General features: G+C 42.6%; 30 protein-coding genes. 3 read left to right on the top strand and 27 right to left on the bottom strand.

The window, feature by feature from the left end:
• Positions 1–111: 111 nt before the first annotated feature.
• Positions 112–1,194, top strand: coding sequence for a C40 family peptidase (locus D5F11_RS02860; RefSeq protein WP_185830465.1), 1,083 nt, complete (start codon positions 112–114; stop codon positions 1,192–1,194).
• A gap of 111 nt (positions 1,195–1,305) precedes the next feature.
• Complete coding sequence (locus tag D5F11_RS02855) at positions 1,306–2,832, top strand: alkaline phosphatase (RefSeq protein WP_120114807.1); 1,527 nt, start codon at positions 1,306–1,308, stop codon at positions 2,830–2,832.
• Positions 2,833–3,525: 693 nt separating this feature from the next.
• Here D5F11_RS02855 and D5F11_RS02850 read toward each other — a convergent pair.
• Both D5F11_RS02850 and ssb read right to left on the bottom strand, forming a co-directional pair.
• Positions 3,526–3,717, bottom strand: a complete 192-nt coding sequence (locus D5F11_RS02850; RefSeq protein WP_120114808.1) for a hypothetical protein — start codon at positions 3,715–3,717, stop codon at positions 3,526–3,528.
• Positions 3,718–3,730: 13 nt separating this feature from the next.
• A complete protein-coding gene (ssb, locus tag D5F11_RS02845; RefSeq protein WP_120114809.1) occupies positions 3,731–4,093 on the bottom strand; it encodes a single-stranded DNA-binding protein in 363 nt (120 codons plus the stop codon).
• A gap of 283 nt (positions 4,094–4,376) precedes the next feature.
• Here ssb and D5F11_RS02840 point away from each other — a divergent pair, with 283 nt between their 5' ends.
• A complete protein-coding gene (locus D5F11_RS02840; RefSeq protein ID WP_185830464.1) occupies positions 4,377–4,805 on the top strand; it encodes a YwpF family protein in 429 nt (142 codons plus the stop codon).
• A 23-nt stretch (positions 4,806–4,828) separates the two neighbouring features.
• Here D5F11_RS02840 and D5F11_RS02835 read toward each other — a convergent pair whose 3' ends face one another.
• From D5F11_RS02835 to upp, 25 genes are all read right to left on the bottom strand, one after another.
• Positions 4,829–5,071, bottom strand: coding sequence for a hypothetical protein (locus D5F11_RS02835; RefSeq protein WP_120114811.1), 243 nt, complete (start codon positions 5,069–5,071; stop codon positions 4,829–4,831).
• A 178-nt stretch (positions 5,072–5,249) separates the two neighbouring features.
• A complete protein-coding gene (gene fabZ / locus D5F11_RS02830; protein ID WP_120114812.1) occupies positions 5,250–5,675 on the bottom strand; it encodes a 3-hydroxyacyl-ACP dehydratase FabZ in 426 nt (141 codons plus the stop codon).
• A gap of 49 nt (positions 5,676–5,724) precedes the next feature.
• Positions 5,725–6,003 carry a DNA-directed RNA polymerase subunit beta gene (locus tag D5F11_RS02825; RefSeq protein ID WP_120114813.1) on the bottom strand — a complete coding sequence of 93 codons (279 nt, stop codon included), beginning with the start codon at positions 6,001–6,003 and terminating at the stop codon, positions 5,725–5,727.
• Positions 5,993–6,166, bottom strand: coding sequence for a hypothetical protein (locus D5F11_RS25840; protein ID WP_185830463.1), 174 nt, complete (start codon positions 6,164–6,166; stop codon positions 5,993–5,995). The genes D5F11_RS02825 and D5F11_RS25840 overlap by 11 nt, the downstream gene beginning before the upstream one ends.
• Before the next feature lie 9 nt (positions 6,167–6,175).
• Complete coding sequence (locus D5F11_RS02820) at positions 6,176–7,006, bottom strand: flagellar hook-basal body protein (protein WP_120114814.1); 831 nt, start codon at positions 7,004–7,006, stop codon at positions 6,176–6,178.
• A 13-nt stretch (positions 7,007–7,019) separates the two neighbouring features.
• Positions 7,020–7,796, bottom strand: a complete 777-nt coding sequence (locus D5F11_RS02815) for a flagellar hook-basal body protein (RefSeq protein ID WP_120114815.1) — start codon at positions 7,794–7,796, stop codon at positions 7,020–7,022.
• A 205-nt stretch (positions 7,797–8,001) separates the two neighbouring features.
• Positions 8,002–9,003 (bottom strand): rod shape-determining protein, encoded by a 1,002-nt coding sequence (gene mreB / locus D5F11_RS02810; RefSeq protein ID WP_120114816.1) that lies wholly within the window; start codon positions 9,001–9,003, stop codon positions 8,002–8,004.
• Positions 9,004–9,237: 234 nt separating this feature from the next.
• On the bottom strand, positions 9,238–9,498 hold the full coding sequence (spoIIID, locus tag D5F11_RS02805; RefSeq protein WP_120114817.1) for a sporulation transcriptional regulator SpoIIID: 261 nt from the start codon (positions 9,496–9,498) through the stop codon (positions 9,238–9,240).
• A gap of 399 nt (positions 9,499–9,897) precedes the next feature.
• Positions 9,898–10,719 carry a stage II sporulation protein SpoIIQ gene (gene spoIIQ, locus D5F11_RS02800; protein ID WP_245998044.1) on the bottom strand — a complete coding sequence of 274 codons (822 nt, stop codon included), beginning with the start codon at positions 10,717–10,719 and terminating at the stop codon, positions 9,898–9,900.
• Between the two features lie 179 nt (positions 10,720–10,898).
• Complete coding sequence (gene spoIID, locus D5F11_RS02795; protein ID WP_120114818.1) at positions 10,899–11,930, bottom strand: stage II sporulation protein D; 1,032 nt, start codon at positions 11,928–11,930, stop codon at positions 10,899–10,901.
• 563 nt (positions 11,931–12,493) lie between these two features.
• Complete coding sequence (gene murA / locus D5F11_RS02790; protein WP_120114819.1) at positions 12,494–13,804, bottom strand: UDP-N-acetylglucosamine 1-carboxyvinyltransferase; 1,311 nt, start codon at positions 13,802–13,804, stop codon at positions 12,494–12,496.
• A gap of 33 nt (positions 13,805–13,837) precedes the next feature.
• Complete coding sequence (locus tag D5F11_RS02785; protein WP_185830462.1) at positions 13,838–14,572, bottom strand: YwmB family TATA-box binding protein; 735 nt, start codon at positions 14,570–14,572, stop codon at positions 13,838–13,840.
• A 169-nt stretch (positions 14,573–14,741) separates the two neighbouring features.
• Entirely contained in the window at positions 14,742–14,984 is a 243-nt protein-coding gene (locus tag D5F11_RS02780) for a DUF1146 family protein (RefSeq protein WP_120114821.1), read from the bottom strand.
• Between the two features lie 108 nt (positions 14,985–15,092).
• Positions 15,093–15,494 carry a F0F1 ATP synthase subunit epsilon gene (locus D5F11_RS02775; protein ID WP_120114822.1) on the bottom strand — a complete coding sequence of 134 codons (402 nt, stop codon included), beginning with the start codon at positions 15,492–15,494 and terminating at the stop codon, positions 15,093–15,095.
• 22 nt (positions 15,495–15,516) lie between these two features.
• Positions 15,517–16,938, bottom strand: a complete 1,422-nt coding sequence (gene atpD, locus D5F11_RS02770) for a F0F1 ATP synthase subunit beta (protein ID WP_120114823.1) — start codon at positions 16,936–16,938, stop codon at positions 15,517–15,519.
• 59 nt (positions 16,939–16,997) lie between these two features.
• A complete protein-coding gene (locus tag D5F11_RS02765; protein ID WP_120114824.1) occupies positions 16,998–17,855 on the bottom strand; it encodes a F0F1 ATP synthase subunit gamma in 858 nt (285 codons plus the stop codon).
• Between the two features lie 90 nt (positions 17,856–17,945).
• Positions 17,946–19,457, bottom strand: coding sequence for a F0F1 ATP synthase subunit alpha (atpA, locus tag D5F11_RS02760; RefSeq protein WP_120114825.1), 1,512 nt, complete (start codon positions 19,455–19,457; stop codon positions 17,946–17,948).
• A 30-nt stretch (positions 19,458–19,487) separates the two neighbouring features.
• Complete coding sequence (locus D5F11_RS02755) at positions 19,488–20,024, bottom strand: F0F1 ATP synthase subunit delta (RefSeq protein WP_120114826.1); 537 nt, start codon at positions 20,022–20,024, stop codon at positions 19,488–19,490.
• On the bottom strand, positions 20,021–20,548 hold the full coding sequence (gene atpF, locus D5F11_RS02750) for a F0F1 ATP synthase subunit B (RefSeq protein ID WP_120114827.1): 528 nt from the start codon (positions 20,546–20,548) through the stop codon (positions 20,021–20,023). The genes D5F11_RS02755 and atpF overlap by 4 nt, the downstream gene beginning before the upstream one ends.
• A 325-nt stretch (positions 20,549–20,873) precedes the next feature.
• Positions 20,874–21,086, bottom strand: a complete 213-nt coding sequence (atpE, locus tag D5F11_RS02745; RefSeq protein ID WP_120114828.1) for a F0F1 ATP synthase subunit C — start codon at positions 21,084–21,086, stop codon at positions 20,874–20,876.
• 76 nt (positions 21,087–21,162) lie between these two features.
• The gene (gene atpB, locus D5F11_RS02740; protein ID WP_120114829.1) at positions 21,163–21,876 is read right to left on the bottom strand and encodes a F0F1 ATP synthase subunit A; all 714 of its coding nucleotides are present in this window, start codon (positions 21,874–21,876) and stop codon (positions 21,163–21,165) included.
• A 7-nt stretch (positions 21,877–21,883) separates the two neighbouring features.
• Positions 21,884–22,276 carry an ATP synthase subunit I gene (locus D5F11_RS02735; RefSeq protein WP_120114830.1) on the bottom strand — a complete coding sequence of 131 codons (393 nt, stop codon included), beginning with the start codon at positions 22,274–22,276 and terminating at the stop codon, positions 21,884–21,886.
• A gap of 6 nt (positions 22,277–22,282) precedes the next feature.
• Complete coding sequence (locus tag D5F11_RS02730; protein ID WP_120114831.1) at positions 22,283–22,498, bottom strand: AtpZ/AtpI family protein; 216 nt, start codon at positions 22,496–22,498, stop codon at positions 22,283–22,285.
• A 312-nt stretch (positions 22,499–22,810) separates the two neighbouring features.
• Positions 22,811–23,962: a non-hydrolyzing UDP-N-acetylglucosamine 2-epimerase gene (gene wecB / locus D5F11_RS02725; protein WP_120114832.1), complete on the bottom strand. Its 1,152-nt coding sequence runs from the start codon at positions 23,960–23,962 to the stop codon at positions 22,811–22,813.
• 40 nt (positions 23,963–24,002) lie between these two features.
• Positions 24,003–24,632 (bottom strand): uracil phosphoribosyltransferase, encoded by a 630-nt coding sequence (gene upp, locus D5F11_RS02720; RefSeq protein WP_120114833.1) that lies wholly within the window; start codon positions 24,630–24,632, stop codon positions 24,003–24,005.
• Positions 24,633–25,279: the final 647 nt, after the last annotated feature.

Genomic DNA, 25,279 nt, shown 5'->3' with positions numbered 1-25,279 from the left:
AAAAATATGGTTACATTATTAAAATCATGTAACATTTGGTATTATTAACACGAATTGTGAAAAATTTATGCTAGACTGGCTAAAAGGCTATATGTTTAGGGGGAATAAATTGTGCGGAAAAAGTTAGTAGGCGGCGTGGCTACAGTAGCATTAGTGGCAACTTTTTCTGGTAAAGCTTCTGCGGCAAGCCACGAAGTTAAGCCTGGTGACAGTCTATGGAAAATCGCAAACCAGTACAAAACGACTATAAATAATATTAAAAAGTTGAATGGTTTAAGTAGTGATATTATCTATCCAAGGCAAGTTCTTAAAATAGATGGAAATAGCAACACAACTAATAAGCCAACTACCTCAACAACTTCCAAAACCTCAACTCAAGGTCCGGTCACTTCCTCAAAAGCGGGGAATACATACACAGTTAAATCAGGTGATTACCTAATTAGAATTGCCAATGCACACGGTATCACCCTTAGCCAACTAAAACAATGGAACGGTCTGACATCTGATATGATTAGGCCAGGACAGGTATTAAAAGTATCACAAGGTAGCAGTTCATCTGCTCCAGCACCATCAACCTCTTCAAGTCCAAGGCCGTCAGCAAATAGCAACAGCGGCAGTACTACTACATATAAGGTGGTTTCTGGAGATACACTTGGCCGGATAGCTGCAAAATACGGAACAACCGTAGCAAACTTAAAACAAGCAAACGGATTAAGATCAGACATAATTTATGTCGGTCAAGTCCTTCGCCTGAACGGAAGTGCTCCTTCCACAGGCTCCTCTGGAAATAACCAGAATTCAGCTGCTGCTTCAGTGTCAAGGCCAACTCAGGGAAAAGTGGGCAACGTCGTACAATCAGCCAAACAGCATATTGGAGTAAAATATGCGTGGGGCGGGACAACCCCTGCAGGATTTGATTGCAGCGGATTCATTTATTATGCATTTAAACAAGCCGGCCACAACATCAGTAGGTTAGGTACAGACGGTTACTATAATCGCTCATATTATACAAAAAGCCCTCAAGCTGGTGATTTAGTCTTTTTCAAAAATACATATCGCAGTGGTATCTCTCATATGGGAATCTATCTGGGAAGCAACCAATTCATCCATGCAGGAAACAACGGAGTTGAGGTTTCAAGCCTCAATAATTCCTACTGGAAGAGCAAATTTGACGGATTCAAAAAGTTCTATTGAACAGAAAACCGCAACGCAGAAACAGGCGTTGCGGTTTTTTATTTTCGACCTCGAATAAATTCATTTTTCCCTCCAATAATAAGAGCATTCAGTATAACTTGGAGGTAAATGATGTTCAAAAAGATAATCATTGCGGTTCTTATATATTCTTTTACTTTTATTATGCCCCATAACGCCGAGGCTGTTCTTGGCGAAGTCAGCAGAAAGAATGTCATCTTCATGGTGATGGACGGAACAAATTCAGACGTCGTTACATTGGCTAGACATTACAAAGGCAAGCCACTTGCATTGGATCAAATTTTGACAGGCGGAGTCCATACTTATTCTCTGCGTTCAGCCATTACGGATTCAGCAGCGGCTGCGACTGCAATGGCCACCGGACATAAAACAACTGTTGATTTTATTGGAATGGTTCCTGTTAATGAAAAAGAAGGAGAACGCAGAGGCCGTCCGGTCGCAAACGTTTTGGAGGCTGCAAAAGAGAAAGGATTAGCAACAGGAATCATCGCAACGGCTCCTGTTCAACATGCTACACCTGCCGCTTTTTCGGCGCACTCTAATAGTCGGCACCAAATGAAGGAAATTGGCTTTCAACAGGCTCACCAAAATATCGATGTCATGCTTGGCGGCGGAAAAAAGTATTCATTTCTCCCGAGCTCTATTTCTACAAAAAAAGAAATGATGAATTCATACGGATTGCAGCTTCACGGATTTTTTTCTGAAGAAGATATGGCGTATGATTTTGATAGAGAAAAGCTGCATCCTGAACAGCCTTCCCTAGCCGAGATGACCAAAAAAGCTTTACAAACTCTCAATCAAAATTCCAATGGTTTTCTTCTCTTTATTGAAGGGAGTAAAGTTGATTTTGCCGGTCATAAAAATGACCCGGTAGGAATGGTCAGCGAGGTCCTGGCATTTGATGATGCTGTTAAAGAAGCTCTACAATTTGCAAAGACAGACCAGAACACCCTTCTGATCGCTGTCACAGACCATGGCAACAGCGGGTTGACAATGGGAAACAGGCAGACGGATAAAACGTACCCGCAAACACCGCCGGAGCAGTTCACAGAGCCTTTAAAAAAAGCATCCCTTTCTGTGACAGGTGCTCTATCTCAATTAAAGGAAAACAGATCAAATATTAAAGAAGTCTTAAAAAGCTACGGCCTGGATGATCTTTCAAAAGCTCAGATACAACAGATAAAAAAAGAGAAGGACATAGAAAAAGCGATGGTTCAGTTGATGGCTAATCGGGCTCATTTGGGTTTCACTACCCGCGGGCATTCAGGTGAAGACGTCTTTCTATACAGCTATGGTGGTAAAGGAGTTTTGCATAAACCGCAGGGCCTCATAAATAATACGGATCTACCTGAATATGTCATCAAACATCTGAACCTTCCCCCACTTTCTGAACTTACAAATAGAAAGTTTGTGCCTGCTCAGGAGCATTTTGTAAAAATGGGATATAAAACGAAAATAAAGATAAATAAAAACAAACAAGCCAGCTTCATAGCTGAAAACAACGGAAGAACCATTGAATATCCCGCCAACCAAAATATCCGAATGGTTAATGGACAAAAAGAGACACTGCCAGGAATTGTCATCTATAATGGTAAGGATTTCTGGATTCCTCTGCTCTAAGGATCATTACTCTTTGAGGCAATGTTGACGTAAACGAAGTCAAGGGTTGGCTTTATCTCTGTAGCCGATTTGTCAGAAAAGCATTAGGAAATCAGGAAAATCCCATGACTTAGTGGCAGTTGAAGAGCGTTATTCAGTTTTGTGAGTGCCTGTTAGCCTACTTGGTTTTCTTTGCCTTTTCGCCGCCCTTAGCCAAGTTACGCAATTAAGAGATACAAAGAAGGATGATCCTGGATAAAGGGCACTTTTTCGAGGGCTCGGTTGGCCGAATCACAGAAACGAGCATACTCAGTGAAAATAGTCGGTTTGTTGAAGCTCCATACTGAAAACAAACCGTTCACTCTTTTGTGTTTTGTTTCTCCTTAAAAAAGTAACCAATCTACTATTAGTAATGAATACATTAAAAACATCTGAAGTGGTAGCGGACAGAAATAATCCACTTGGGCCCAAATTCAAGGGTGGGGATTAGTTTTTGTTGTTAAATGACAGCAGCGCTACAACAAACACACCAAACGCTAGATAAACAGCTATTGTTTTACGTCCTTTGCAGCTTTCAATTCATATGCAGCTCCGAGGATTTGAATTAACATTTCCCCAAAAAAGACCAGCCAAATCATAGCTGGTCCTCTATTTTTGAGGTGGCCTAACGAGGGTACAATAAATTCGGTTTTTTGAGGCTGATTTTTGAAAGGATTAATGTTTCTCTAGAAGGTCGTACGTTTTTGTTGAAGAAAGATGTTCGGGTGTCTGTTGATTTAAGAGAAGTTCAAGTTGATGGACCCGTTGGGATAAAGAGTGGATTTGCTGATTTGCTTTTCCGAGCTTGAAAATGAGGTCACTGACAAGAAGTTCCAGCGAATCACCTTGATGAGCAGCTCTTCTCAAATATTCACCTCCCTTAGCCTGCGGGCTGACTCGAAACAGCAGGCCTTTCATCTTTTGTTCGCCCTCCCATGAATTTCACTGAAACGGCAATGACTTCGGTAACATAAACTCTTTTTCCATCATGGTTTTCATAATTTCTGGTTTGTATTCTTCCCATGATTCCAACTATGGAACCTTTGCTGCAATACTTAGCTGTATTTTCAGCAACTTTGTTCCAAAGTGTACAAAGCACAAAGTCTGCATCGAATTCACCCTGGGCATTTCGATAATGGCGGTTAAGTGCTAGGGTAATATTCAATACCGCCTTTCCTTCTACTGTGTAACGAAGCTCCGGATCTTTCGTCAGCCTCCCAACCAACGTTACCTGATTTATCAATTGATCACCCCTTTTTGTTTAGTACCTATATCTTATAAGCGAAGCTTCATGATGTAAAATCCACAAAAATCATTTTTCCTCAAGGAATGCTTTTAAAAAGTAAACAGTTCGTTAATTAAATTTCAATTTTTAATGTTTTTTTGTGTTTATAAAAGAATCTTGAAAGTGATTAAAAAAGATCAAACTTTGAAAAAGTATGTCGAATAAAAGCTTCTCATATAGCTATGAAGAAGAATTGAGAAAATGATATACTTTAAAAAAGAACATATGGAGGAGACTCGATTTGAAAACATTTAAAATCGTAGCCCTGCAAATACTCGGTGATCAACATGAGGCAAAAAATATTCCACTTACCGACGGATTGATTATCAATAAAGAGAATGAAGAAGGAAGCTGGATCATTGAGGCTTATGTCGATAACAAATTTCAATCGTATTTCAAGTCTATTTATGAAAAAAGAGAACCATTCGAAATTCGAGTGATTATTACCCATGCAGCCAACGACCCTGCCCCTTTCACCGTTTCAATTCATTCCATCAGACCCGTAAAAGACCACATTAGCGTTTTATTTACAGGTCGTCTGAGCAAGCGCCGGAACGAATACTTAGAATTGCTGCTGGACGATTTGATAAAAGAAGGATTTAGCGGAGAAAAACTATTGAACGAATTTAAGGCAAGAATAAGAATGAAACAGCTTGTTACCAAGGAATAAAAAAAAGCGGGAAGCCCCGCTTTTTATTTATTATCGTCTTCATCCATACGATTATTATTGTTGTCTAAATCATTGTTATCCGTATTGACTCCGTTATTGTTGTCCAGATTATTGTCGTTATTCAAACCATTGTTATCATTGATACCATTGTTGTCCTGAACATTGTCATTTGGCGGTGGCGGCTCTGGATTATTATTTGCGCATCCTGCAAAAAGCAAAGATGACAAGGCGATAGCTCCAATGATTTTTCGAGGTTTTGGATTCATTTGGTAAGCTCCTTTCAGATTTTGTTAGGCCCACTTCTTGTGGGTAAGATCGGCTATTGCCAATTTCCGTTTGTATTGGACCTTATTGGTCTGAACTTAGCTTTCCCAAATCCTCCAAAATTCTTCAATTTTTTTTCGTTGTTTTCCATCAATCCGCTTTTACAATCATCTTTATCCATTATTCCCCAATTGCAAACATGATTTCTGTTTCACATACAATCTCCTCACCCACACGGGCGATTCCTTTTCCTTTGCCCATCGGGCCTTTCACGCGAACAATTTCCACTTCTAAATGAAGCTGGTCGCCTGGCTTAACCTGCCGCTTGAAACGGCATTTATCAATTCCTGCGAAAAACGCAAGCTTGCCCCGATTTTCTTCTCTTTTTAGCATGGCCACTGCTCCCACTTGCGCAAGCGCCTCAACAATCAAAACTCCAGGCATAACTGGATAATCCGGAAAATGTCCATTGAAAAATTCCTCATTTGCTGTTACATTTTTCAATCCAACAGCCCGCTTGCCTTCCTCGATTTCAAGAATCCGGTCAACGAGTAAAAAAGGGTAACGGTGCGGTATAATTTCTTTAATTTGCTGAATATCCATCATGATTCATTCCCCCAGAACAATAAATAGTAAGAAAAGGCTGAGACAGCCTTTACTTTTCTTTATTTACAAGATCAACAATATGAGTCCATGTTTCTTTTTTTAAGGCATCTTGCGGTTTTCCATTACCTATAACAGCGTATCCTGTCACGACGCCGGCAATTAAACTGACGGCGGTTAAAAAAATAACAATCAAAACCCTCAGCCAAATGGGGATGAGCCTAACTTTGATCCTTTTTAAAGACTCTTCCGTATTTTTTTCTTTGTTTCGCTTTTTATCCATTTGCTCATGTGTCTTGGATTGATCTTTGCTGATAAATTTAGCTGACATAGAAAAGAACTCCTTTTGGCCGTTTGAATGAACGTAGAAAAATCAAATGCGCCTTGGCGTATTTGCGCCCAGATTTTATCGAGCTTGCTCGATATATTTCCTCTGAAAATCTGTAGCATCCGCCGGAGGCTTTGCCTTTATTCAGCCGGGGTTTGAACCCCACTGAATGAAGTTAACGTATTCCATTAACCAGACCCATCATTTGGTCTGCAAGAGTAATGGATCTGGATTGAAACTGAATCGAGCGCTGGGAAGCCATCAAATCAGTCATTTCTTTTCCAATATCAACATTGGAAGCTTCCAATACGCCCTGTTGAAGGGAGATCTCCTGCCTTCGGGCTCCGTTCAAATCCGAATAAATCTGGTTTATATTATTATCCGCACCATCAGGCAGCCCTAAAAGCGTATTTCCCATCTGTTCCAGATACTGGGGCTTGTTTAAAGCGATGACTCCTAATCGGAATGCGATATTCTGGCCATTATCCATCGTTGCTTCCAAGGTACCAGGCTGAATCATTTTAACCTCTTCGACTTTTCCAGAAAAAGTAATCACTTGGTCGTTTTCATCTAAGACCAGATGGCCATCTTTTGTTGCAAGCACCCATTGATCCCCGGCATTGACAATATCCAGCTCCCCATTTCGAGTAAACCGGATTTGGGATGTGCCGTCTTCCTGAACTCTTACTTTTAAATACTGATTCTCTTTTGTAAAAGCAATATCAAGGGGGCGGCCAGTTGTTTTCAATGAACCCTGCTTGGAGAGCATCGCTGTTTGGGAAATCCTAGCACCAGGGCTTTGACGGATCCCCAGGGGTGACTGCCTGCCAACTTCTGAGCCGGCGGAAGAATAATTGTTAATCTGTTGAGCCATTAAGTCTGCAAAAGAAGCTTCCCTTGATTTATAACCAGCGGTCTCAGCATTTGCCAAGTTATGGCCGATCAAATCCACTTGTTTGTGTAACTGTCCAAGTGTATTAACAGCCGTTACCATTGTTCTATTCACTCTTCATCATCCTCTATCCGTTGACCCTTCCGACTTCATTAACTGCTTTGTCCAGGCTGCGGTCGTAAGCTTGAACAACTTTTTGATTTGCTTCAAACGTTCTGTAAGCAGTAATCATGTCCGTCATCGAGCGCGTAATATCAACATTCGATTTCTCAACAAATCCCTGAGAAACGGTAAAATCAGTATTTTGGGCAAACGGAAGCTGAGCATCATCTTCCGTCCGGAAAAGCCCGTCTCCATCTTTAGCAAGATTCTCAGGATTATCTGTCAGCACGATTCCTAAAAGGGCGACTTGTTCTCCATTTTCTGTAACCCTGCCGGTTTCGTCAACTTCGAACTCATCGCTAGCTACCCTAATCTGATTACCATTCACATCAAGGACTGGCCAGCCGTTTTCCGTTGTTAATACTCCTGATGGATCGACTGTAAATTTACCGTTTCGTGTATATCTCACCTGACCGTTCTGTTCCACTGAAAAAAAAGCAGTTCCATCTGCCCGATCTAACAGTGCGAGGTCAGTAGAGCGCTCCGTTTGAATAGTATCCCCCTGTATAAAACGCGGGGTAACCTCCTGAACATATACACCAGTATGCAGGGTTCCTACCTGACTCGTCCGGCTCTTCCCAGCATTAAACCGCTCAATAAGCATTTCCGGAAAAGCCCGTACATGGGAATGGTCTGCTTTATATCCCGGTGTTTGGGCATTAGCCATATTGTTTGTTAACATTTCCGTCTTTCGCTGCGAAGCATACATTCCTGATGCAGCTGTAAAAAGGCCTCTTAACATTGATCATGCCCCCTTATCAAATGCGCCTTGGCGTATTTGCGCCCAGATTTTATCGAGCTTCGCTCGATAAATTTCCTCTGAAAATCTGTGGCATCCGCCGGAAACTTTAACTTTATTCAGCCGGGGTTTGAACCCCCACTGAATGGAATACCATTATGCATTCATCTCACCACTTACAGAAGTGGGAGATTTTTGCTGAATGAAGTTAAACTATACTGCGCCTGTCAATTTTATCAATATTCTCCAGCATGATGCCCGTCCCGATCGCAACAGCATCCATTGGCTCTTCTGCTACCAAGACAGGTACACGCAGTTCCTCTACAAGTAATTGATCAATACCATGAAGGAGCGCTCCGCCACCTGTCAAAATAACTCCTCTGTCAATAATATCTGCGGAAAGCTCAGGAGGAGTTTTTTCCAATACATTTTTGGCAGCTTGAACAATAACATCGACCGATTCTCGTAAAGCCCCTTCTATTTCCTTCGAAGTAACAGTGATTGTCCGCGGAAGTCCATTAACCAAATCTCGTCCGCGTATTTCCATTTCCTCATCACGGGAATCAGGGAATACTGTCCCGATATTAATTTTAATGTTTTCAGCTGTTCTTTCACCGATCAACAGCTTGTATTCTTTTTTTACATAGTTTAAGATCTCGTTGTCAAAACTGTCGCCTGCCATCTTAATGGAAGCCGAGGTTACAATATCTCCCATTGAAAGCACAGCAACGTCTGTAGTACCGCCGCCGATATCAATCACCATATTTCCACTCGGCTGAAAAATATCCATTCCCGCACCGATTGCGGCAACCTTAGGCTCTTCTTCAAGGTAAACTTTCTTTCCGCCGCTTTTTTCAGCCGCTTCTTTAATCGCTTTCTGTTCAACACTCGTAATGTTCGTCGGGCAGCAAATAAGAATGCGAGGTTTTGATAAGAATCCTTTTACATTTAATTTATTGATAAAATGCTTCAACATTGATTCTGTAACATCAAAATCGGCGATGACTCCATCCCTTAAAGGACGAATGGCTACGATATTTCCCGGTGTCCGTCCAACCATACGTCTGGCCTCTTCACCAACCGCAAGAACTTTGTTCGTATTTTTATCAATAGCCACAACCGATGGCTCGTTCAAAACGATCCCTTGCCCCTTTACGTGAATCAGAACATTAGCCGTCCCCAAGTCAATGCCGATATCCTTTGCAAACATTTTTTCTATCCCTACCTTCATATATTAGAACTTTATTATGTACACTTCCGAGAACACACACATATCGCTATTATATATTTTATCATACTTGAGCCCCAAAAAGGAATGAAGGATTGACAAACTTTAGGTTTTTTGACTTAGAGAAGAACGGTGATCGACGTTTAGCAGCAGCCAAACAAAGTTTTAAAAATCAAAGAAGAAGGCCTGTAACTTCTTGCCTTCTTCCGCGAGAGACTATTTTTGAAGCTCAGCTTTTTTATACTTTTGTTTGGTCGCTTCTCCCCCCCTGAGATGCCTGATTGATTTATGGTATTCTAAGATGCTTTTCACCTGGTTAGCAAGCTCCGGATTTAATTCCGGGAGCCGTTCAGTCAAATCTTTATGGACAGTACTTTTGGATACGCCAAACTCTTTCGCAATCATGCGAACCGTTTTTCTCGTCTCCACGATATACTTTCCAATCTTGATCGTTCGCTCTTTGATGTAATCGTGCACACCACTCGCCCTCCCTGAATTGGATGTGAGGAGTGTGAAATGAGACTCGTCTTTTGTATATACATACTGGGTCTGCTTTATTGGAACCTTCCACCTGTTCCACAGCATACTGTACGGATAGGAAGTCATTTTTTGCAAATCAGGCTCATTTTACAGGATTTAAACAAATATCAAATGAACGTAGGCTCTATTTAAACGATTACTCACCTCAAGCACTCTCTGTTTTTATCGTGTTGGTATCATCTTATTTGTCCAAGTGAAGATATATGCTCGAAAAAGGCAATAAGGACAAGGTGAAGGACAAATATTTTTATGATAAAAACACATAACAGGAAGAGAAATTTGTGAAAAAATAAAAAAGACAGGCTAGATACACCCTTGCCTGTCTCAATATATCAATTATTCATCTGTCATTTTGGGGGACTGAGGATCCTCTTCCGCATCAGTCTCTTGCGTCTCGGAATCTCCTGCTGCAGGATTTTGTTCCGTTTCACCGGCTGCTTCCTCCTGCTTGTCCGTGTCAACTTCTTCATTGTCTACATCTTCCAAAGCGGTGAATGGCTGCCCGAAAAAGTCGATCGGGTTAAGTGCCGTGTTATCTTTCCGAATTTCAAAATGCAGATGGTTTTTCGCTTCCTTATTCAACTGGCTTGTGCCTGATGTAGCAAGCACTTGCCCTTGCTTAACAGCATCCCCGGATTTAACCTGCATGTCTTGAACCGATTGATAGATCGTCTTAACGCCATTTTCATGTTCCACCTCAACGACGTTACCAAGCAGAGAATCATTTCGAACTGCTGTTACCTTACCGCTAAGAGCTGCCGTTACATCAAACTCAGAGCCGTCTTTCATGGCAATATCAATTCCCATGTTTGTGCGATATTTATTTCCATCTACAATGAGTGCTGCTTCCTGCTCATCCGGCGATGCATTGGCATCAAAGAAACGTTTAATATATTCCACTTCATTTTCGTCTTTCACCGGAACTGAGACATTTTCAAGGGACTGATTGACCTCAATGACTGTATCATTGTTCATACCAGTCAGCTCTTTGCTGTCCTCAGTCAAGTTAGGCTTTTCAGCCGTATTCTGGCCGGCTGTCTGATACCAGAATATCACGGAAATGAGCAATGCAGCACTGGCTAGATAGATTGCTGGAAACACCCACCGCTTACTAAAAAAATTTTTTAGAGAAGATCGCTTCTTTTCTTCCTCTCTCATTTTCATCACCTCTGCCATCATTTTGAACAGAAAGACAGAATTATATACTTGAAAACGAGAAAAACACTTCTTATTTTCTGATATTATGTATTTTTTATTCAACAAAATCAATAATTCACTTGATTTCCACCTTATTTAACAGAAAAGCCGGCGCCCCGTTATGGGGCTGCCGGCTTATATCATTGGGTTGACGCAACTGTTTTATCAAAAAACTGGCTTGCATTTGAAATACTAACACCCTGATAATAATGGGTGACGATATCATCAAATTTTTTCCCTTCCTTTGCCATTCCGTTCGCACCATACTGACTCATTCCCACGCCGTGCCCATAGCCTTTTGTATTTATGATAATGGAATTTCCTTTCCTCTCCCATTTAAAATCGGTCGATTTCAGGTCAAGCTTCTCACGTACCTCTCTGCCTGTAAAGCTCTTGCCGCCAATGGTGACTGCAGCCACCTTTTTTCCTGGTGTTCGTGCTGTAATCGTTCCAACATCTCCCGATTTTTCAATGTTGACATTAAGCCTTTGCTGAAACTCTTTTACACTAATCACTTTCTGGTCATTGAATTTCGGAGAGTGACTGTCCCAAGGGCTTTCTACACTTTTCAAATAAGGTACAGGCTTATCCCAATAATCCTCTGCACTTTCCGTATAACCATTACTTGTGGAGAAAAAGGAAGCGGTAATTGGCTTGTTATGATAAGTAAGAACCTTACCTTCCGTTGCCTTCACAGCTTTCACTATTTTTTCCAGCCTCCATTCGAAATCTTTACCCCATTGGAGCTTCAGTTCCTTCTTATTTTTAAAAACTTGATGGAGAACAGTATCCGTCACATTTGCGTTTTCTGGAACCTGAGAGTTTTCGGGATTAACCAGTTGATTTACAATATAGGTTCTTGCTGTAAGTGCCTGGGCTTTTAATGCTTCCTCTTCAAAATCAGCCGGCATTTCTGACGCTACCACCCCAACCACATATTCTTCTAACGGGAGTTTTTCCACTGACTTCGTAGTGGTACGGTAAACTGCAACTTCAGCAGATGGCTGGGTGGCTGGCTGAGCGGTCTTTTTTGGCGGCAATTTGGCTGGCTGTTCATCTAGTTCAACCGTAGTTTTTTCTTTAGAAAATGGTAGAACGAGTAGGGATGGAACGAGAAAAGAAACGGCGATTAAGAGCGCGGACGTAAAAAGTAGCGGTTTTAGTTGCTTCATGCCTGATGCCTCCAATATAAAAATTAAGGTGACTTGAAAACAATCACCTCGGTCCAATTTATTCAGAAGGACAAGCATTTATGCTATATAAGATCGGTAATTTAGAAAAGCGCAAGATGATTCCCGAGGAGGCAGTTCTTCAGCCACCACAGGGAAGCGGCTTGTACCCGAGGCGAGGGGCTAGGCGCTGGCCGCCTCAATCCGCCACTTCCTGTACGTCGGCAGGCTCAGAACGCGACGTCCTGTCGCTTCGCTTGCACTAGTACTTCCTGTACGTCGTAGCTGGACAACAATCCACTTTGTTCAAATTGTTAAACCTAAAAAACTTATACTTTCTTTTCTTTAATCAAATGCGCCTTGGCGTATTTGCGCCCAGATTTTATCGAGCTCCGCTCGATAAATTTCCTCTGAAAACTGTGGCATCCGGAGGCTTTGACTTTATTCAGCCGGGGTTTGAACCCCCACTGACTGGATTACCAATATGCATTCATCTCACCACTTATAGAAGTGGGAGATTTCTGCTGAATGAAATTAAAAAAACCCGCCTTCGCGGGTTCATCATATCATGCATTCATGTCAGTCACAATATTTGTTTCTTCTTGATTGATTTCGCTGGAAACTTCCGTAATCCGTTCTATATCGGCTCCAAGGCCTTGCAGTTTCTTGTGGAAGTCGAGATAACCACGGTCTAAGTGTTTAAGCTCAGTTACACGGGTATATCCGTCTGCTTTCAACCCTGCGATGATCAAAGCAGCAGCTGCACGCAAGTCGGTGGCAGCAACTTCAGCTCCTTGAAGCTCGCACGGTCCTTGGATAATGACTGAACGCCCTTCAATCTTAATATCACTGTTCATTCTACGGAATTCTTCTACGTGCATAAAACGGTTTTCGAATACCGTTTCTGTAATGACGCTAGTTCCTTCTGCACAAAGCAGCAAAGCCATCATTTGAGATTGCATATCCGTTGGAAATCCTGGATGCGGCATTGTTTTAATATCTACCGGCTTCAGTTTTTCCGGGCCAATCACGCGAAGTCCATTTTCTTCCTGAATGATCTTCACATTCATTTCCTCAAGCTTAGCTACGACAGAAGCCATGTGGTCTGCGATTCCCCCTTCGACGAGCACGTCCCCTCCGGTTATGGCCGCTGCAACCATAAAGCTCCCAGCTTCAATTCTGTCTGGCATAATCGTGTGGTCCGCACCATACAACCGATCGACACCTTCGATAACAATCGTTTCAGTACCGGCCCCTCTTACAATAGCTCCCATTTTATTTAAGTAAGCGGCAAGATCCGCGATTTCGGGTTCCTTCGCACAATTTTCAATCACACTTGTACCTTTAGCTAGTACAGCTGCCATCATAATATTTTGTGTAGCACCGACACTTGGAAAATCCAAGTAAATTTTAGCACCTGTCAATTGTTCAGCAGAAGCTTCAATGTATCCATTTCCTACAGATACTTTTGCTCCCATTGCCTCAAAACCTTTTAAATGCAAATCGATTGGCCGTGAACCGATTGCGCATCCGCCTGGAAGAGCCACGCGAGCTTTGCCTTGCCTTGCCAGTAATGGCCCCATCACAAGCACTGATGCCCTCATTTTCCGAACATATTCAAATGGAGCTTCGATATTGAGTTCTTTTGAAGCATCCACATAAACCGTTTTATTTTCAAATTTCACTTCAGTATTCAAGTGACGCAACACTTCACCAATAGTGTATACATCGGAGAGAGTTGGTACTTCGCGAATGACGCTTTTTCCTTCGCTTGCCAATAATGATGCAGCGATAACAGGCAAAACAGCATTTTTTGCACCTTCAACCTTGACTGTGCCGCTGAGCCTTTTCCCGCCGCGGACGATGATCTTTTCCAAGAGTATTCCCCTCCGCGTCTATTTTCTTTTATATTAGTATTCATTTGTCAGGATGGGTGTGCCTACCGTGAAGTATGTACCATGTCCTGCATTTTTTTTGCGCAGACCAATCTGCAGGTTCATTTCTTCATCGAGAAGAGACAGAGATTCCGAAAAAAGAGAAGAATACGCTGAAATTGATACAAAATCCTCCTCACTGAGTGCCTCTTTTTCCTTCGCCTGAAGAGATGACAATATTTCGCTTGCGTGAAACTGTCCAAACTCATCTTCATCATTGAATACGCCTTTGATACAAGAGAAAACAACAGGGTTTTGATTAAAAATCAGTTCTGTCCTGGATTGTAATAACTTCCATGCTCTTTTGACCGCACTCTTCTCCCACGCTGAACCTGTGACTTCATAGGAAACGTAAGAAACGAGATTGGCCTTGTTGTCGGCAGTCACAGCTTTTATTTTTTCTTCTATATCGCCATGCCGTTTGATTCCTGTCACCGTTTCTTTCTCTGAAACAGCAGACAAAGACCATTCCCAATCGGGAAATGCTTTCTCCAGCCTGGTGACAGTCCATTCCTGTGGTTGTTTACCCAATTCTCTTGTATGTAGAGACCATTCAATGATGGTTCCGTGTTGGTTTTGAACTGCATATGCTAACTTTTCAATATCCAGCTCACTTTGTCCTGCAACACTTGTTTTATTCCCAATAAAAACAGTAATCAAACAAGTGAAAAGCATAAATGGAATCAAATATTTCCTGCAGCGTTCTTTCATTGTACTCTCCCCCTTAACATAAGTGTTTCCACTGCTAAGGAGTACATACTTTAAGAATAACTGCATTTATAGACAATTTATCTATGCCTTTTCGACAAATTTCTTAAATTACACACTCACAACTCAAATCATAAACAAAAAGATGTCGTTTGAAAACGGGCCAAAAGACCTATTTAAAAAAATACTGCAGCTGACGAGACCAATGTAAATAGTCTAAAAAGAAGTTGCTGACGGTAGACCCGATAGCAATCGTTAAAAAAATATACAAAATTCTGGCCTGAAAAACCCGGCCAGCACTTAGAAGCTTATCCAAATGCAGTGCCTGAAGAGCCCAAAAAGTGAAGCCAATAAATATCAAATGCGAAATGATGCTGATGAGAGCCTGTTGACCCAAATCCATTCCATCAATCATTGGAGTGCCTCCTTGTTCGAATGCGTACATCAGAGGAAATGTTCCAGTTGCCTTTCATAAATAACACCTTCCGATCAGGCAAGACCAGAAGGTGTTATATGAAGTGTTTTATCTGTGTTGTGACACATCAATGCGGTTCATCGCACGTTTCAATGCGAGCTCCGCTCTTTTGAAATCTATGTCATCCCGTTTACTTTGCAGAAGCTGCTCCGCACGAGCCTTAGCTTCTTCGGCACGCGCAAAATCAATACTTTCCGCTGTTTCAGCAGCCTGGGCGAGAATGGTGACTTCTTCAGGACGAACTTCCAAAAATCCGCCACTTACAGCAACATATTCTGTTTTGCTTCCATTCTTTAAGCGGACTGCACCGATTTGCAAGGGAGCAACCAATGGAATATGTCCTGGAAGTATCCCCAACTCACCTGATTCAGCTTTAGTGCTGACCATTTCAACTTCTGAATTATAGACTGGGCCGTCTGGAGTGACAATACTTACTTTTAGAGTGTTCATTTGATCGCCTCCTCGTCCCTATTTATGCTTCTACGCCCATTTCTTCAGCTTTTTTCACAACTTCTTCGATTGGACCGACAAGACGGAAAGCATCTTCAGGAAGATGGTCGTATTTACCTTCAAGGATCTCTTTAAAGCCACGAACAGTTTCCTGTACTGGAACATAAGATCCAGGCTGGCCTGTAAATTGCTCAGCCACGTGGAAGTTTTGAGACAAGAAGAATTGAATACGGCGGGCACGAGCAACAGTTAGTTTATCTTCATCAGAAAGCTCATCCATACCGAGAATCGCTATAATATCTTGAAGCTCTCTGTATCTTTGAAGAGTTTGTTGTACTTGACGCGCAACCTCGTAATGCTCTTCACCGACAATTTCAGGAGAAAGTGCCCGAGAAGTAGAGGCAAGCGGGTCAACCGCTGGGTAGATACCCATTTCAGATAATTTACGCTCAAGGTTTGTTGTAGCATCCAAGTGAGCGAATGTCGTAGCCGGAGCCGGGTCAGTATAGTCATCCGCAGGTACATAAATTGCCTGGATGGATGTTACTGATCCAACATTAGTAGATGTAATCCGTTCTTGCAATTGACCCATTTCAGTTGCAAGCGTTGGTTGGTAACCAACCGCAGAAGGCATACGTCCAAGAAGGGCGGAAACCTCTGAACCAGCTTGCGTAAAACGGAAAATATTGTCGATGAAGAAAAGAACGTCTTGTCCTTGTTCATCACGGAAATATTCAGCCATTGTCAAGCCAGTCAAAGCAACACGCATACGTGCTCCAGGCGGCTCGTTCATTTGTCCGAATACCATCGCAGTTTTCTCAATAACGCCAGAGTCTTTCATTTCGTAGTAAAGGTCGTTTCCTTCACGAGTACGCTCACCAACACCAGCAAATACTGAGATACCACCATGTTCTTGAGCGATGTTATTGATCAATTCCTGGATTAATACGGTTTTTCCTACACCCGCACCTCCAAAGAGACCAATTTTTCCACCTTTGATATAAGGAGCAAGCAAGTCAACCACTTTAATTCCTGTCTCGAGGATTTCTACTTCTGTAGAAAGTTGGTCGAACTTAGGTGCTTCACGGTGAATGGAATCGCGTCTTGCACTATCATCGATTTTTTCATCGAGGTCAATATTGTCACCCAATACATTGAAAACACGTCCAAGTGTGACGTCACCAACCGGTACCGAAATTGGCGAACCTGTGTCAATGACCTCCATGTCCCTTTGAACGCCATCCGTTGACGCCATGGCAATAGTACGGACTGTATCATCGCCAAGATGAAGGGCAACTTCCAATGTAAGGTCGATATTCACTTCTGTTTCTGATTGAGCATTGTACGTTACTTTCAGAGCATTATAAATCTCAGGGAGATGGCCATCAGGAAACTTTACGTCGACAACCGGTCCCATTACTTGCAAAACCTGTCCTTTGCTCATTTTTTTCCCTCCTACCTGGGATCAAATATTAATAATAATCAAGTTTGTTTTTCATTCATCTATTCTAATGCGGCTGCACCGCCGACAATTTCAGTAATCTCTTGTGTGATGGCTGCCTGACGAGCACGGTTAAAGGACAATGTAAGGCTGTCGATGAGCTCGGAGGCATTATCCGTCGCACTCTTCATAGCTGTCATCCTTGCAGCATGCTCACTTGCTTTTCCATCAAGCAGTGCCCCGTATATTAAGCTTTCTGCATATTGTGGAAGCAATACCTCAAGAATGGCTTCTGGTGAAGGCTCATATTCATAAGACATAAGCTTAGTTGATGTGCCTAAATCCGTTAAAGGTAGTACTTTTTTCTCGGTCACTTCCTGTGTCAATGCACTTACGAAGTGATTATAGTACATGTACAGTTCATCGAATGTCCCATCGGAGAACATTCCGACGGTATTTCGAGTGATGTCCATGATATCAACGAATGATGGTTGATCTGGCAGACCGGTAATGTCAAGCACAACATTCATGCCTCTTTTTATAAAGAAGTCGCGTCCCATTCGCCCGATAGCAATGATTGCATATTCGTCTTTGCTTTTATGGCGTTGCTGGATTTTCGCATTGACTGCCCGCAAAATACTGCTGTTATATGGTCCTGCAAGACCACGGTCCGCAGTGATGACAAGATATCCTGTTTTTTTGACCGGACGGGATACAAGCATCGGATGCGTTGCGTCTTTACTTCCCAAAGCAATGCTTGCGGCCACTTCCTGGATTTTCTCCATATAAGGAACAAACGACTTGGCATTTGTTTCAGCACGGTTTAACTTTGCCGCAGAAACCATTTGCATGGCCTTCGTTATTTGACTGGTTTTTTTCGTAGAGTTTATACGGTTCTGGATATCACGCAATGATGCCACTGGTTCTCACCACCCTGTATTTGAAGTAATCATAGTCTTTAAAAAGGCGCCAGGGACTCAGAACCTTGGCACCTTCAGCCGTCATTTATCTTAAGAGTCGCTTTTAGCAAATGTTTTTTTGAATGTGTTCAATGCATCTGCCATATCGTCGTCCGCAGGAAGCTTTCCTGTTGTACGAATAGACTCCAATAAGTCTGCACGGTTGTGATCGAGCCATGAATATAATTCCTCTTCAAACCTGAGGATATCCTGTATAGCAATATCATCTAAATATCCGCGTGTCAGAGCGTAAAGAGTCATTACTTGCTTGTCAACTCTGATTGGCTTGTTCAAATCCTGCTTCAGCACTTCAACAGTCCTTTGACCACGAGCAAGTTTTGCTTGTGTCGCCTTGTCCAAGTCAGATCCAAATTGAGCAAATGACTCAAGCTCACGGAACGCTGCAAGGTCAAGACGCAGTGTACCAGCAACTTTCTTCATTGCACTGATTTGTGCGGACCCACCTACCCGGGATACAGAAAGACCCGCGTTGATCGCTGGACGCACACCGGAGAAGAATAGATCGGACTGCAAGAAGATTTGTCCGTCTGTGATAGAGATCACGTTCGTAGGAATATAAGCAGAGATATCTCCTGCCTGTGTTTCAACGAACGGAAGCGCAGTTAGAGAACCGCCGCCTTTTGCATCACTAAGTTTCGCTGCACGTTCCAATAAGCGGGAGTGCAAGTAGAAGACATCCCCTGGGAATGCTTCACGTCCTGGAGGACGGCGAAGAAGCAAGGAAAGTTCACGGTAAGCAGTTGCTTGTTTGGACAAGTCATCATATACAACTAGCACATGTTTGCCGTTGTACATAAACTCTTCACCCATCGTAACTCCGGCATAAGGAGCCAAGTACAAGAGTGGTGCAGGCTGGGCTGCAGAAGCTGTAACAACGATTGTGTAATCCATTGCACCATGTTTGCGAAGTGTTTCTACTGCATTACGAACTGTAGATTCTTTTTGTCCGATAGCAACATAAACACAAATCATGTCCTCTTCGCGTTGGTTCAGGATTGTATCAATAGCAACTGTTGTTTTACCTGTTTGTCTGTCACCAATGATCAACTCACGCTGTCCCCGTCCGATTGGAACAAGAGCGTCAATCGCTTTGATCCCTGTTTGTAATGGCTCGTGAACTGATTTACGATCCATGACGCCAGGTGCAGGGCCTTCGATTGGACGAGTTTTTGTTGTATTAATTGGTCCCATTCCGTCAACAGGTTGTCCTAATGAGTTAACAACACGACCAATGAGTTCCTCACCAACTGGAACCTCCATGATACGTCCTGTACGGCGGACCTCATCACCTTCACGAATTTCTGTATATGGTCCAAGGATAACAATACCGACGTTGCTTTCCTCAAGGTTTTGCGCCATTCCCATGACACCGTTTGAGAACTCAACAAGTTCTCCAGCCATGACATTGTCCAAGCCATAAGCACGGGCAACACCGTCCCCTACTTGAATAACTGTTCCAACATCACTTACTTCTAATTCAGCTTGATAGTTTTCAATTTGCTTTTTTATCAGCGCACTGATTTCTTCAGCATTGATGCTCATGAATTTCACCCCACATTATTCAAATCGTTCTTAACTAGTCAGTTGCCGTCCAAGTCGGTCAAGTTTTCCAAGAAGACTTCCATCAAAGATTCTGTTACCAATGCGTACTTTGACACCACCGAGCATGTTCGGATCAACAATATTTTCGATATTTAAGGTCTGTTTGCCTACTTTTGGAGCAAACACAGCAGAAATGGCCTTGGATTCATCTGCAGTTAAAGATCTGACTGAATAGACAGTTGCTTCGGCAATACCCCGTTCTTCGTTCAAATGATTGATATAGGATTCTGCCACTTCGACTAAGATATCTTCTCTATGTCGATCTGCCAATATCATGAAAGTGTTAGTAACAGGCGAAGATACGTTTGGTAAAGACTGTTCAATCAGATTTCTTTTCTGCACCACAGAAAGCTTTGGAGATTGCAAAAGACTGATAAAGCCTGGATTTTGAACTAGAACCTTTTTTATCGCCCTTAACTCTTCATCAATCTTATCAGATAAGTTCTGTTCTTTTGCTACTTGATACAGAGCCAAAGCGTAGCGTTCAGCAACTACAGGATTACTCATTGCTCCTCGCCTGCTCTTTCGATATACTCATTGATCAGCTTTTCTTGGTCTTCAGCTGTCAATTCTTTTTCAATTACCTTCGAAGCAATCATTACAGATAATGATGCTACTTGCTCACGCAAAGCCGCAACAGCATTTTCTTTCTCCTGTGCGATTTCCAAGCGTGCAGTTTCTTTCAAGCGCTCTGCTTCCTGGCGAGCTGTTTCCATAATTTCTTGTCTTTGGTTTTCGCCATGTTTCTTGGAGTTTTCAATCATGTTCTGCGCTTCTTGACGTGCTTCTTTCAATAAAGCTTTTTGCTCTTCAAGCAATTTATTTGCTTCAACCCGACTTTTTTCAGCCGATTCGATTTCACCTGCTATATGCTCTTCACGCTGCTTCATGATGCCCATCAATGGTCCCCAGGCAACTTTCTTTAACAGCGCCATTAGTATAATAAACATTAGAAGCTGGAAAATGATGTCGCCGCCATTAAAATGTACGCCGGCAATTTCCGTCCCTAATACAAAGCTGCTCGTTAACAAGCTTGCTCCACTCCTTTCGGACTTTTCGTATCGGTTTTGAATCAACCGGCCTTCAACCGGTAGCATGTCAATCGTTCAAATGGTTTTTACTGCTAATAGCGGAATGGATCACTAAACAAGGCGCCTCCGCTTTTCTTATTGTCCAGCTTCGGCACCCAGCCCCTCGAGGTCACAAGCCACTTCCCTGTGGCGGCTAAAGTACTGCCTCCTCGGGAATCGTCTTGTGCTGGTCGGGGCTAAACAAGGCGCCTCCGCTTTTCTTAAAAAATGGCGAAGTGTTTTCTTCTTCGCCATTTTCAAACATGTTCTGATTATTCAATAAATGTTATCTGCCTTGAACCATAAACGCGACAACAACTGCGATGATAGGAACAGCCTCTACCAACGCTACCCCGATGAACATTGTAGTTTGTAGCATACCACGTGCTTCTGGTTGACGTGCAATTCCCTCAACTGTGCGGGAAACGATCAATCCGTTACCAATACCTGCTCCAAGAGCTGCCAATCCGATTGCAATTGCTGCTGCTAACATTCCCATAATAAAGTTCCTCCTTAAAATATATAAAAAGTATTTTGGTTAAAATTCTTTGTCCATTTTGATGAACAAGTATATATTAATGGTCTTCATTGACTTTGTGGGCCAAGTAAACCATTGTCAACATAGTAAAAATAAATGCCTGAATCGCTCCAATAAACACTGAGAATCCCATCCATGCAAGCGTCGGAATTGCCGCTGCAATCCAGCCTCCTGCACCCATGGCTGCAAGGCTTCCGGCCAATAAGCCAAGTAAGATTTCCCCTGCAAAGATGTTTCCATAAAGACGAAGACCTAGTGTTAATGTATTGGCAAATTCTTCAATAATTTTGAGCGGGAGTAAGAACCACATTGGGCTGACATAGCCGCGAAGATATTCGCCAAAACCTTTTTGCTTGATTCCATAATAATGCGATAAAGCCACTACCATTGTTGCCAATGTAAGTGTAATGACCGGATCGGCTGTCGGTGATTTCCACCATAATTCGTCGTTGATAGATACCGAAAATGGTAAACCCAGCATGTTGGACACAAATATATAGAATATTAAGGTTACACCAAGTACGTGGAAGTGTCCGCCTGTTTTCCAGTCCATATTACTTTTAACGATCCCTTTGACGAAATCGAATACCCACTCCATAAAATTTTGCATACCTGTCGGCTTCATCGCCAAAGTCCGCGTACTGATCACGGCAATAATAAACACGATAAGTGAAGCTACAGTAATCATCAATACGTTTCCGAGGTTGAAATACAATCCAAATATTTCTTTAATCGGTGCTCCATGATCCATTTAGAACTCACCTCTCTTCCCGCTGCTTGTCTTTTCTAAAAAGGATGGAGATTAAAGCATCTATCGCTATGACAAGGTAAGATGTCATTAATCCTATAATCACACTTATGAGATTGAAGGTTTCAGGGTATTGCATGGCGATGAATACTCCCAAAATGGCGGCAGCCATCCTGGATAATGTTCCTAAGGAACGCATTTTGCGTCCTGTCAGCACAGCTTCCCCAAACTTGTTCATTCTGCGGACCATCATCCACAGGTTAAAGAAACTGATGGAAGTCCCAAGAATCAATCCCATAAAAATAGATTGGTAAGGAGTGAAGCCCCAACCCAATACAAGAATTGCCAATAAGTACAGTATGTACTTCCTTTGTCTATTAAATAACTGCTGGAGGTTATCCATATCTTTCTAATCCCCCGATTGCCGGATTGTTAAAATAACCCCAAAAACTCCTATTGCCAAACCGGCAAGAAGACAGACAATCAAGAAAAGCGGCTCAAGTCCGATTTTTTCATCCAGCCATCTTCCAAGGAAAATTCCCACTAGAACAGAGCCAGCCAACTGTGCCAAAATGGCAGAATAAAGGGCCATCCCATGAAGCGGATGACGTTTTTTCCTACTCAATTTGCATCATCTTTCGCATTTTTTAATCAGGCTACAAATTCCGTGTTTATTTAACAAAATCCGAACGATTTTTGGATGAAAGAAAGTGAACATACTCTCCTCTTCATACCCTTTGTTAGCATACAATAGGGTTATGTCAAAGTCAACGGGTTTCATGTGAAATTAGAAACAAACTAATCTCGTTTTTTAGTTTGTCACAATTTCATCAAATTTCATCTAACATGTGGTTTTTCGACCTTTTTTTGTCAAGGCTGATGAAAGATAAATCCTCCTTGCAGGAGTACCAAAAACAGGAGGAAATTCTCCTCCTGTTTAATCAACTGGCCGAAAAGGTTCCGGCCTTACATTTTTCTTTTTAAAATAATACAATATGGCATCCGCAATCCGCTTTGAAGCTTCTCCATCGCCATACGGATTCATGGCGTGAGCCATTTTCTTATATTTTTCGGAATCAGTAATCAATTCCGTTGCAAGACTATAGATTGTCTCTTCATCCGTTCCAGCAAGCTTCAAGGTCCCTGCTTCAATACCCTCAGGACGCTCTGTCGTATCGCGGAGAACAAGGACTGGAACACCGAGCGAGGGAGCCTCTTCCTGCACTCCACCCGAATCAGTGAGGATCAAGTAAGCTCGGTTCGCAAAGTTATGAAAATCAATAACTCCAAGCGGTTCAATTAAGTGTATTCGTGGGTCATCTCCCAATTCTTCACTCGCAATGGCTCGGACAACCGGATTTAAATGAACCGGATAGATAACTTGGATATCCGGCTGCTCATTAATAATTCGTTTAATGGCCCTGAACATGTTCCTCATGGGCTGTCCCAAATTTTCCCTGCGGTGGGCAGTAAGAAGAATCAAGCGGTCCCTGCCCAGTTTATCGAGTACCTCATGTTCATATTTGTTTTTTACCGTCGTTTTAAGAGCATCGATCGCTGTGTTGCCTGTAATAAAGATACTGTTTTCTTGTTTATCTTCATTGATCAGATTCCGAGCCGCTTTTTCAGTAGGCGAAAAATGCAGATCCGCAATAATCCCTGTCAGTTGCCGGTTCATCTCTTCGGGAAAAGGAGAGTATTTATTCCAAGTCCTTAATCCCGCTTCAACATGCCCTACAGCGGACTGGTTGTAAAATGCGGCGATACTTGCAGAGAATGTTGTTGTCGTATCGCCATGAACAAGGACAATATCGGGCTGAAGCTCCTTCATTATTCCGTCAAGCCCCTCAAGACTGCGTGTTGTAATATCTATCAGGGTTTGGCTTTCCTTCATGATATTCAAGTCATAATACGGCTCGATATTGAAAACTTCGAGAACCTGATCAAGCATTTGCCGATGCTGGGCGGTAACAGCCACGAACGATTCAAAGTCATGGTCTCTTGCCTTTAGTTCCTTCACTAGGGGCGCCATTTTAATGGCCTCAGGTCTTGTACCAAAAACAGATAGTACTTTGATTCGTCTATTCATTTGGAATCAGATCCCTCTTCTTTCATTTTTATGATAGGAATTACTTTGTTCCAAATAAACGATCCCCGGCGTCCCCTAAGCCTGGTACAATATATCCTTTTTCATCAAGCTTTTCATCTACGCCCGCAACATAGATGTCCACGTCCGGATGAGCTTCCTGGATCACTTCGACTCCCTCTGGAGCAGCGATCAGGCACATAAGCTTAATTTGTTTGGCGCCACGTTTTTTCAATGAATGGATTGCTTCTACAGCAGTTCCACCCGTAGCAAGCATAGGATCGACGACAATGAAAAATCTCTCCTGTACATCACTTGGCAGTTTTAAATAATATTCAACTGGCTTTAAAGTTTCCGGGTCACGGTAAAGACCGACATGTCCTACTTTTGCAGCAGGAATCAATTTTAATATACCGTCCACCATTCCGATTCCAGCTCTGAGGATCGGGACGATGCCTATCTTTTTTCCAGCCAGCACTTTTGAGGTAGCCTTGCTCACAGGGGTTTCTACCTCAATCTCTTTTAACGGCATATCCCTAGTAATTTCAAAAGCCATAAGTGTTGCAACTTCATCAACAAGCTCACGAAATTCCTTTGTCCCTGTATTTTTATCGCGGATGTACGTAATTTTGTGCTGAATGAGAGGATGGTCGATTACATGAACATTGCCCATAGTGCTCTCTCCTTTGTTCTTTTTATTCACGATCAAGACGGGAGCATTCGAAGTGATTCGGATGAACCAATTCACCCTCGCTCTGGTCGCTATATCCTTGCTCATTTTACATAAAAGAAAAACTTTCGGCAAGAACAAAAGCATAAGCGCCTGTTCTTCGACGTACAGACTGGAGCGATTTCGACGAGATAAAGGAAACACGGCGACGAAGGAGCCGATGTTGACTTATCGTAGGAGAAGGCGCGAAGTCTGCTAGTCGATAGGCGCTGGAGCTAGACGATGAACAAAAGCATAAGCGCCTGTTCATCGACGTACAGACTGAGCTGAAATGCGGAAACGCCTTGCTTAACCCCGACAACCATAAGGCAATTCCCGAGGAGGCGTTCCTCAGCCACCACAGGGAATTGCCTTATGACCTCGAGGGGTTAGGCGTTGGAGCTGGACAGAGTGATTTCGACGAGATAAAGGAAAAATGAAGTGCGAGAGTGCCTGCTTATCGGCGACAATCATAAGAGAGTGCTGAGGAAAGCGTAGTTTGCCTTCAGAAGCGATTGGCTTAATCCTTACGCACTCGGCAGGCTTAAGCAGCGACATCCTGTCGCTTCGCTTGCACTAGAACACCGTGTCCGTCGGCCGGCTCAAACAGC

It is taken from the genome of Siminovitchia terrae (genome assembly GCF_003605405.2).
GTDB lineage: Bacteria > Bacillota > Bacilli > Bacillales > Bacillaceae_C > Siminovitchia > Siminovitchia terrae.
This window is presented reverse-complemented; position numbering and strand designations above follow the sequence as displayed.

What these genes read in the sequence shown, in the direction of transcription:
- D5F11_RS02855 (WP_120114807.1), top strand. Translation starts at nt 1,306, where the DNA reads ATGTTCAAAAAGATAATCATTGCGGTTCTTATATATTCTTTTACTTTT.
- D5F11_RS02835 (WP_120114811.1), bottom strand. Translation starts at nt 5,071, where the DNA reads ATGAATCCAAAACCTCGAAAAATCATTGGAGCTATCGCCTTGTCATCT.
- fabZ (WP_120114812.1), bottom strand. Translation starts at nt 5,675, where the DNA reads ATGATGGATATTCAGCAAATTAAAGAAATTATACCGCACCGTTACCCT.
- D5F11_RS02825 (WP_120114813.1), bottom strand. Translation starts at nt 6,003, where the DNA reads ATGTCAGCTAAATTTATCAGCAAAGATCAATCCAAGACACATGAGCAA.
- D5F11_RS02815 (WP_120114815.1), bottom strand. Translation starts at nt 7,796, where the DNA reads ATGTTAAGAGGCCTTTTTACAGCTGCATCAGGAATGTATGCTTCGCAG.
- mreB (WP_120114816.1), bottom strand. Translation starts at nt 9,003, where the DNA reads ATGTTTGCAAAGGATATCGGCATTGACTTGGGGACGGCTAATGTTCTG.
- spoIIQ (WP_245998044.1), bottom strand. Translation starts at nt 10,719, where the DNA reads ATGAGAGAGGAAGAAAAGAAGCGATCTTCTCTAAAAAATTTTTTTAGT.
- spoIID (WP_120114818.1), bottom strand. Translation starts at nt 11,930, where the DNA reads ATGAAGCAACTAAAACCGCTACTTTTTACGTCCGCGCTCTTAATCGCC.
- D5F11_RS02785 (WP_185830462.1), bottom strand. Translation starts at nt 14,572, where the DNA reads ATGAAAGAACGCTGCAGGAAATATTTGATTCCATTTATGCTTTTCACT.
- D5F11_RS02780 (WP_120114821.1), bottom strand. Translation starts at nt 14,984, where the DNA reads ATGATTGATGGAATGGATTTGGGTCAACAGGCTCTCATCAGCATCATT.
- D5F11_RS02775 (WP_120114822.1), bottom strand. Translation starts at nt 15,494, where the DNA reads ATGAACACTCTAAAAGTAAGTATTGTCACTCCAGACGGCCCAGTCTAT.
- atpD (WP_120114823.1), bottom strand. Translation starts at nt 16,938, where the DNA reads ATGAGCAAAGGACAGGTTTTGCAAGTAATGGGACCGGTTGTCGACGTA.
- atpA (WP_120114825.1), bottom strand. Translation starts at nt 19,457, where the DNA reads ATGAGCATCAATGCTGAAGAAATCAGTGCGCTGATAAAAAAGCAAATT.
- D5F11_RS02755 (WP_120114826.1), bottom strand. Translation starts at nt 20,024, where the DNA reads ATGAGTAATCCTGTAGTTGCTGAACGCTACGCTTTGGCTCTGTATCAA.
- atpE (WP_120114828.1), bottom strand. Translation starts at nt 21,086, where the DNA reads ATGGGAATGTTAGCAGCAGCAATTGCAATCGGATTGGCAGCTCTTGGA.
- atpB (WP_120114829.1), bottom strand. Translation starts at nt 21,876, where the DNA reads ATGGATCATGGAGCACCGATTAAAGAAATATTTGGATTGTATTTCAAC.
- D5F11_RS02735 (WP_120114830.1), bottom strand. Translation starts at nt 22,276, where the DNA reads ATGGATAACCTCCAGCAGTTATTTAATAGACAAAGGAAGTACATACTG.
- wecB (WP_120114832.1), bottom strand. Translation starts at nt 23,962, where the DNA reads ATGAATAGACGAATCAAAGTACTATCTGTTTTTGGTACAAGACCTGAG.
- upp (WP_120114833.1), bottom strand. Translation starts at nt 24,632, where the DNA reads ATGGGCAATGTTCATGTAATCGACCATCCTCTCATTCAGCACAAAATT.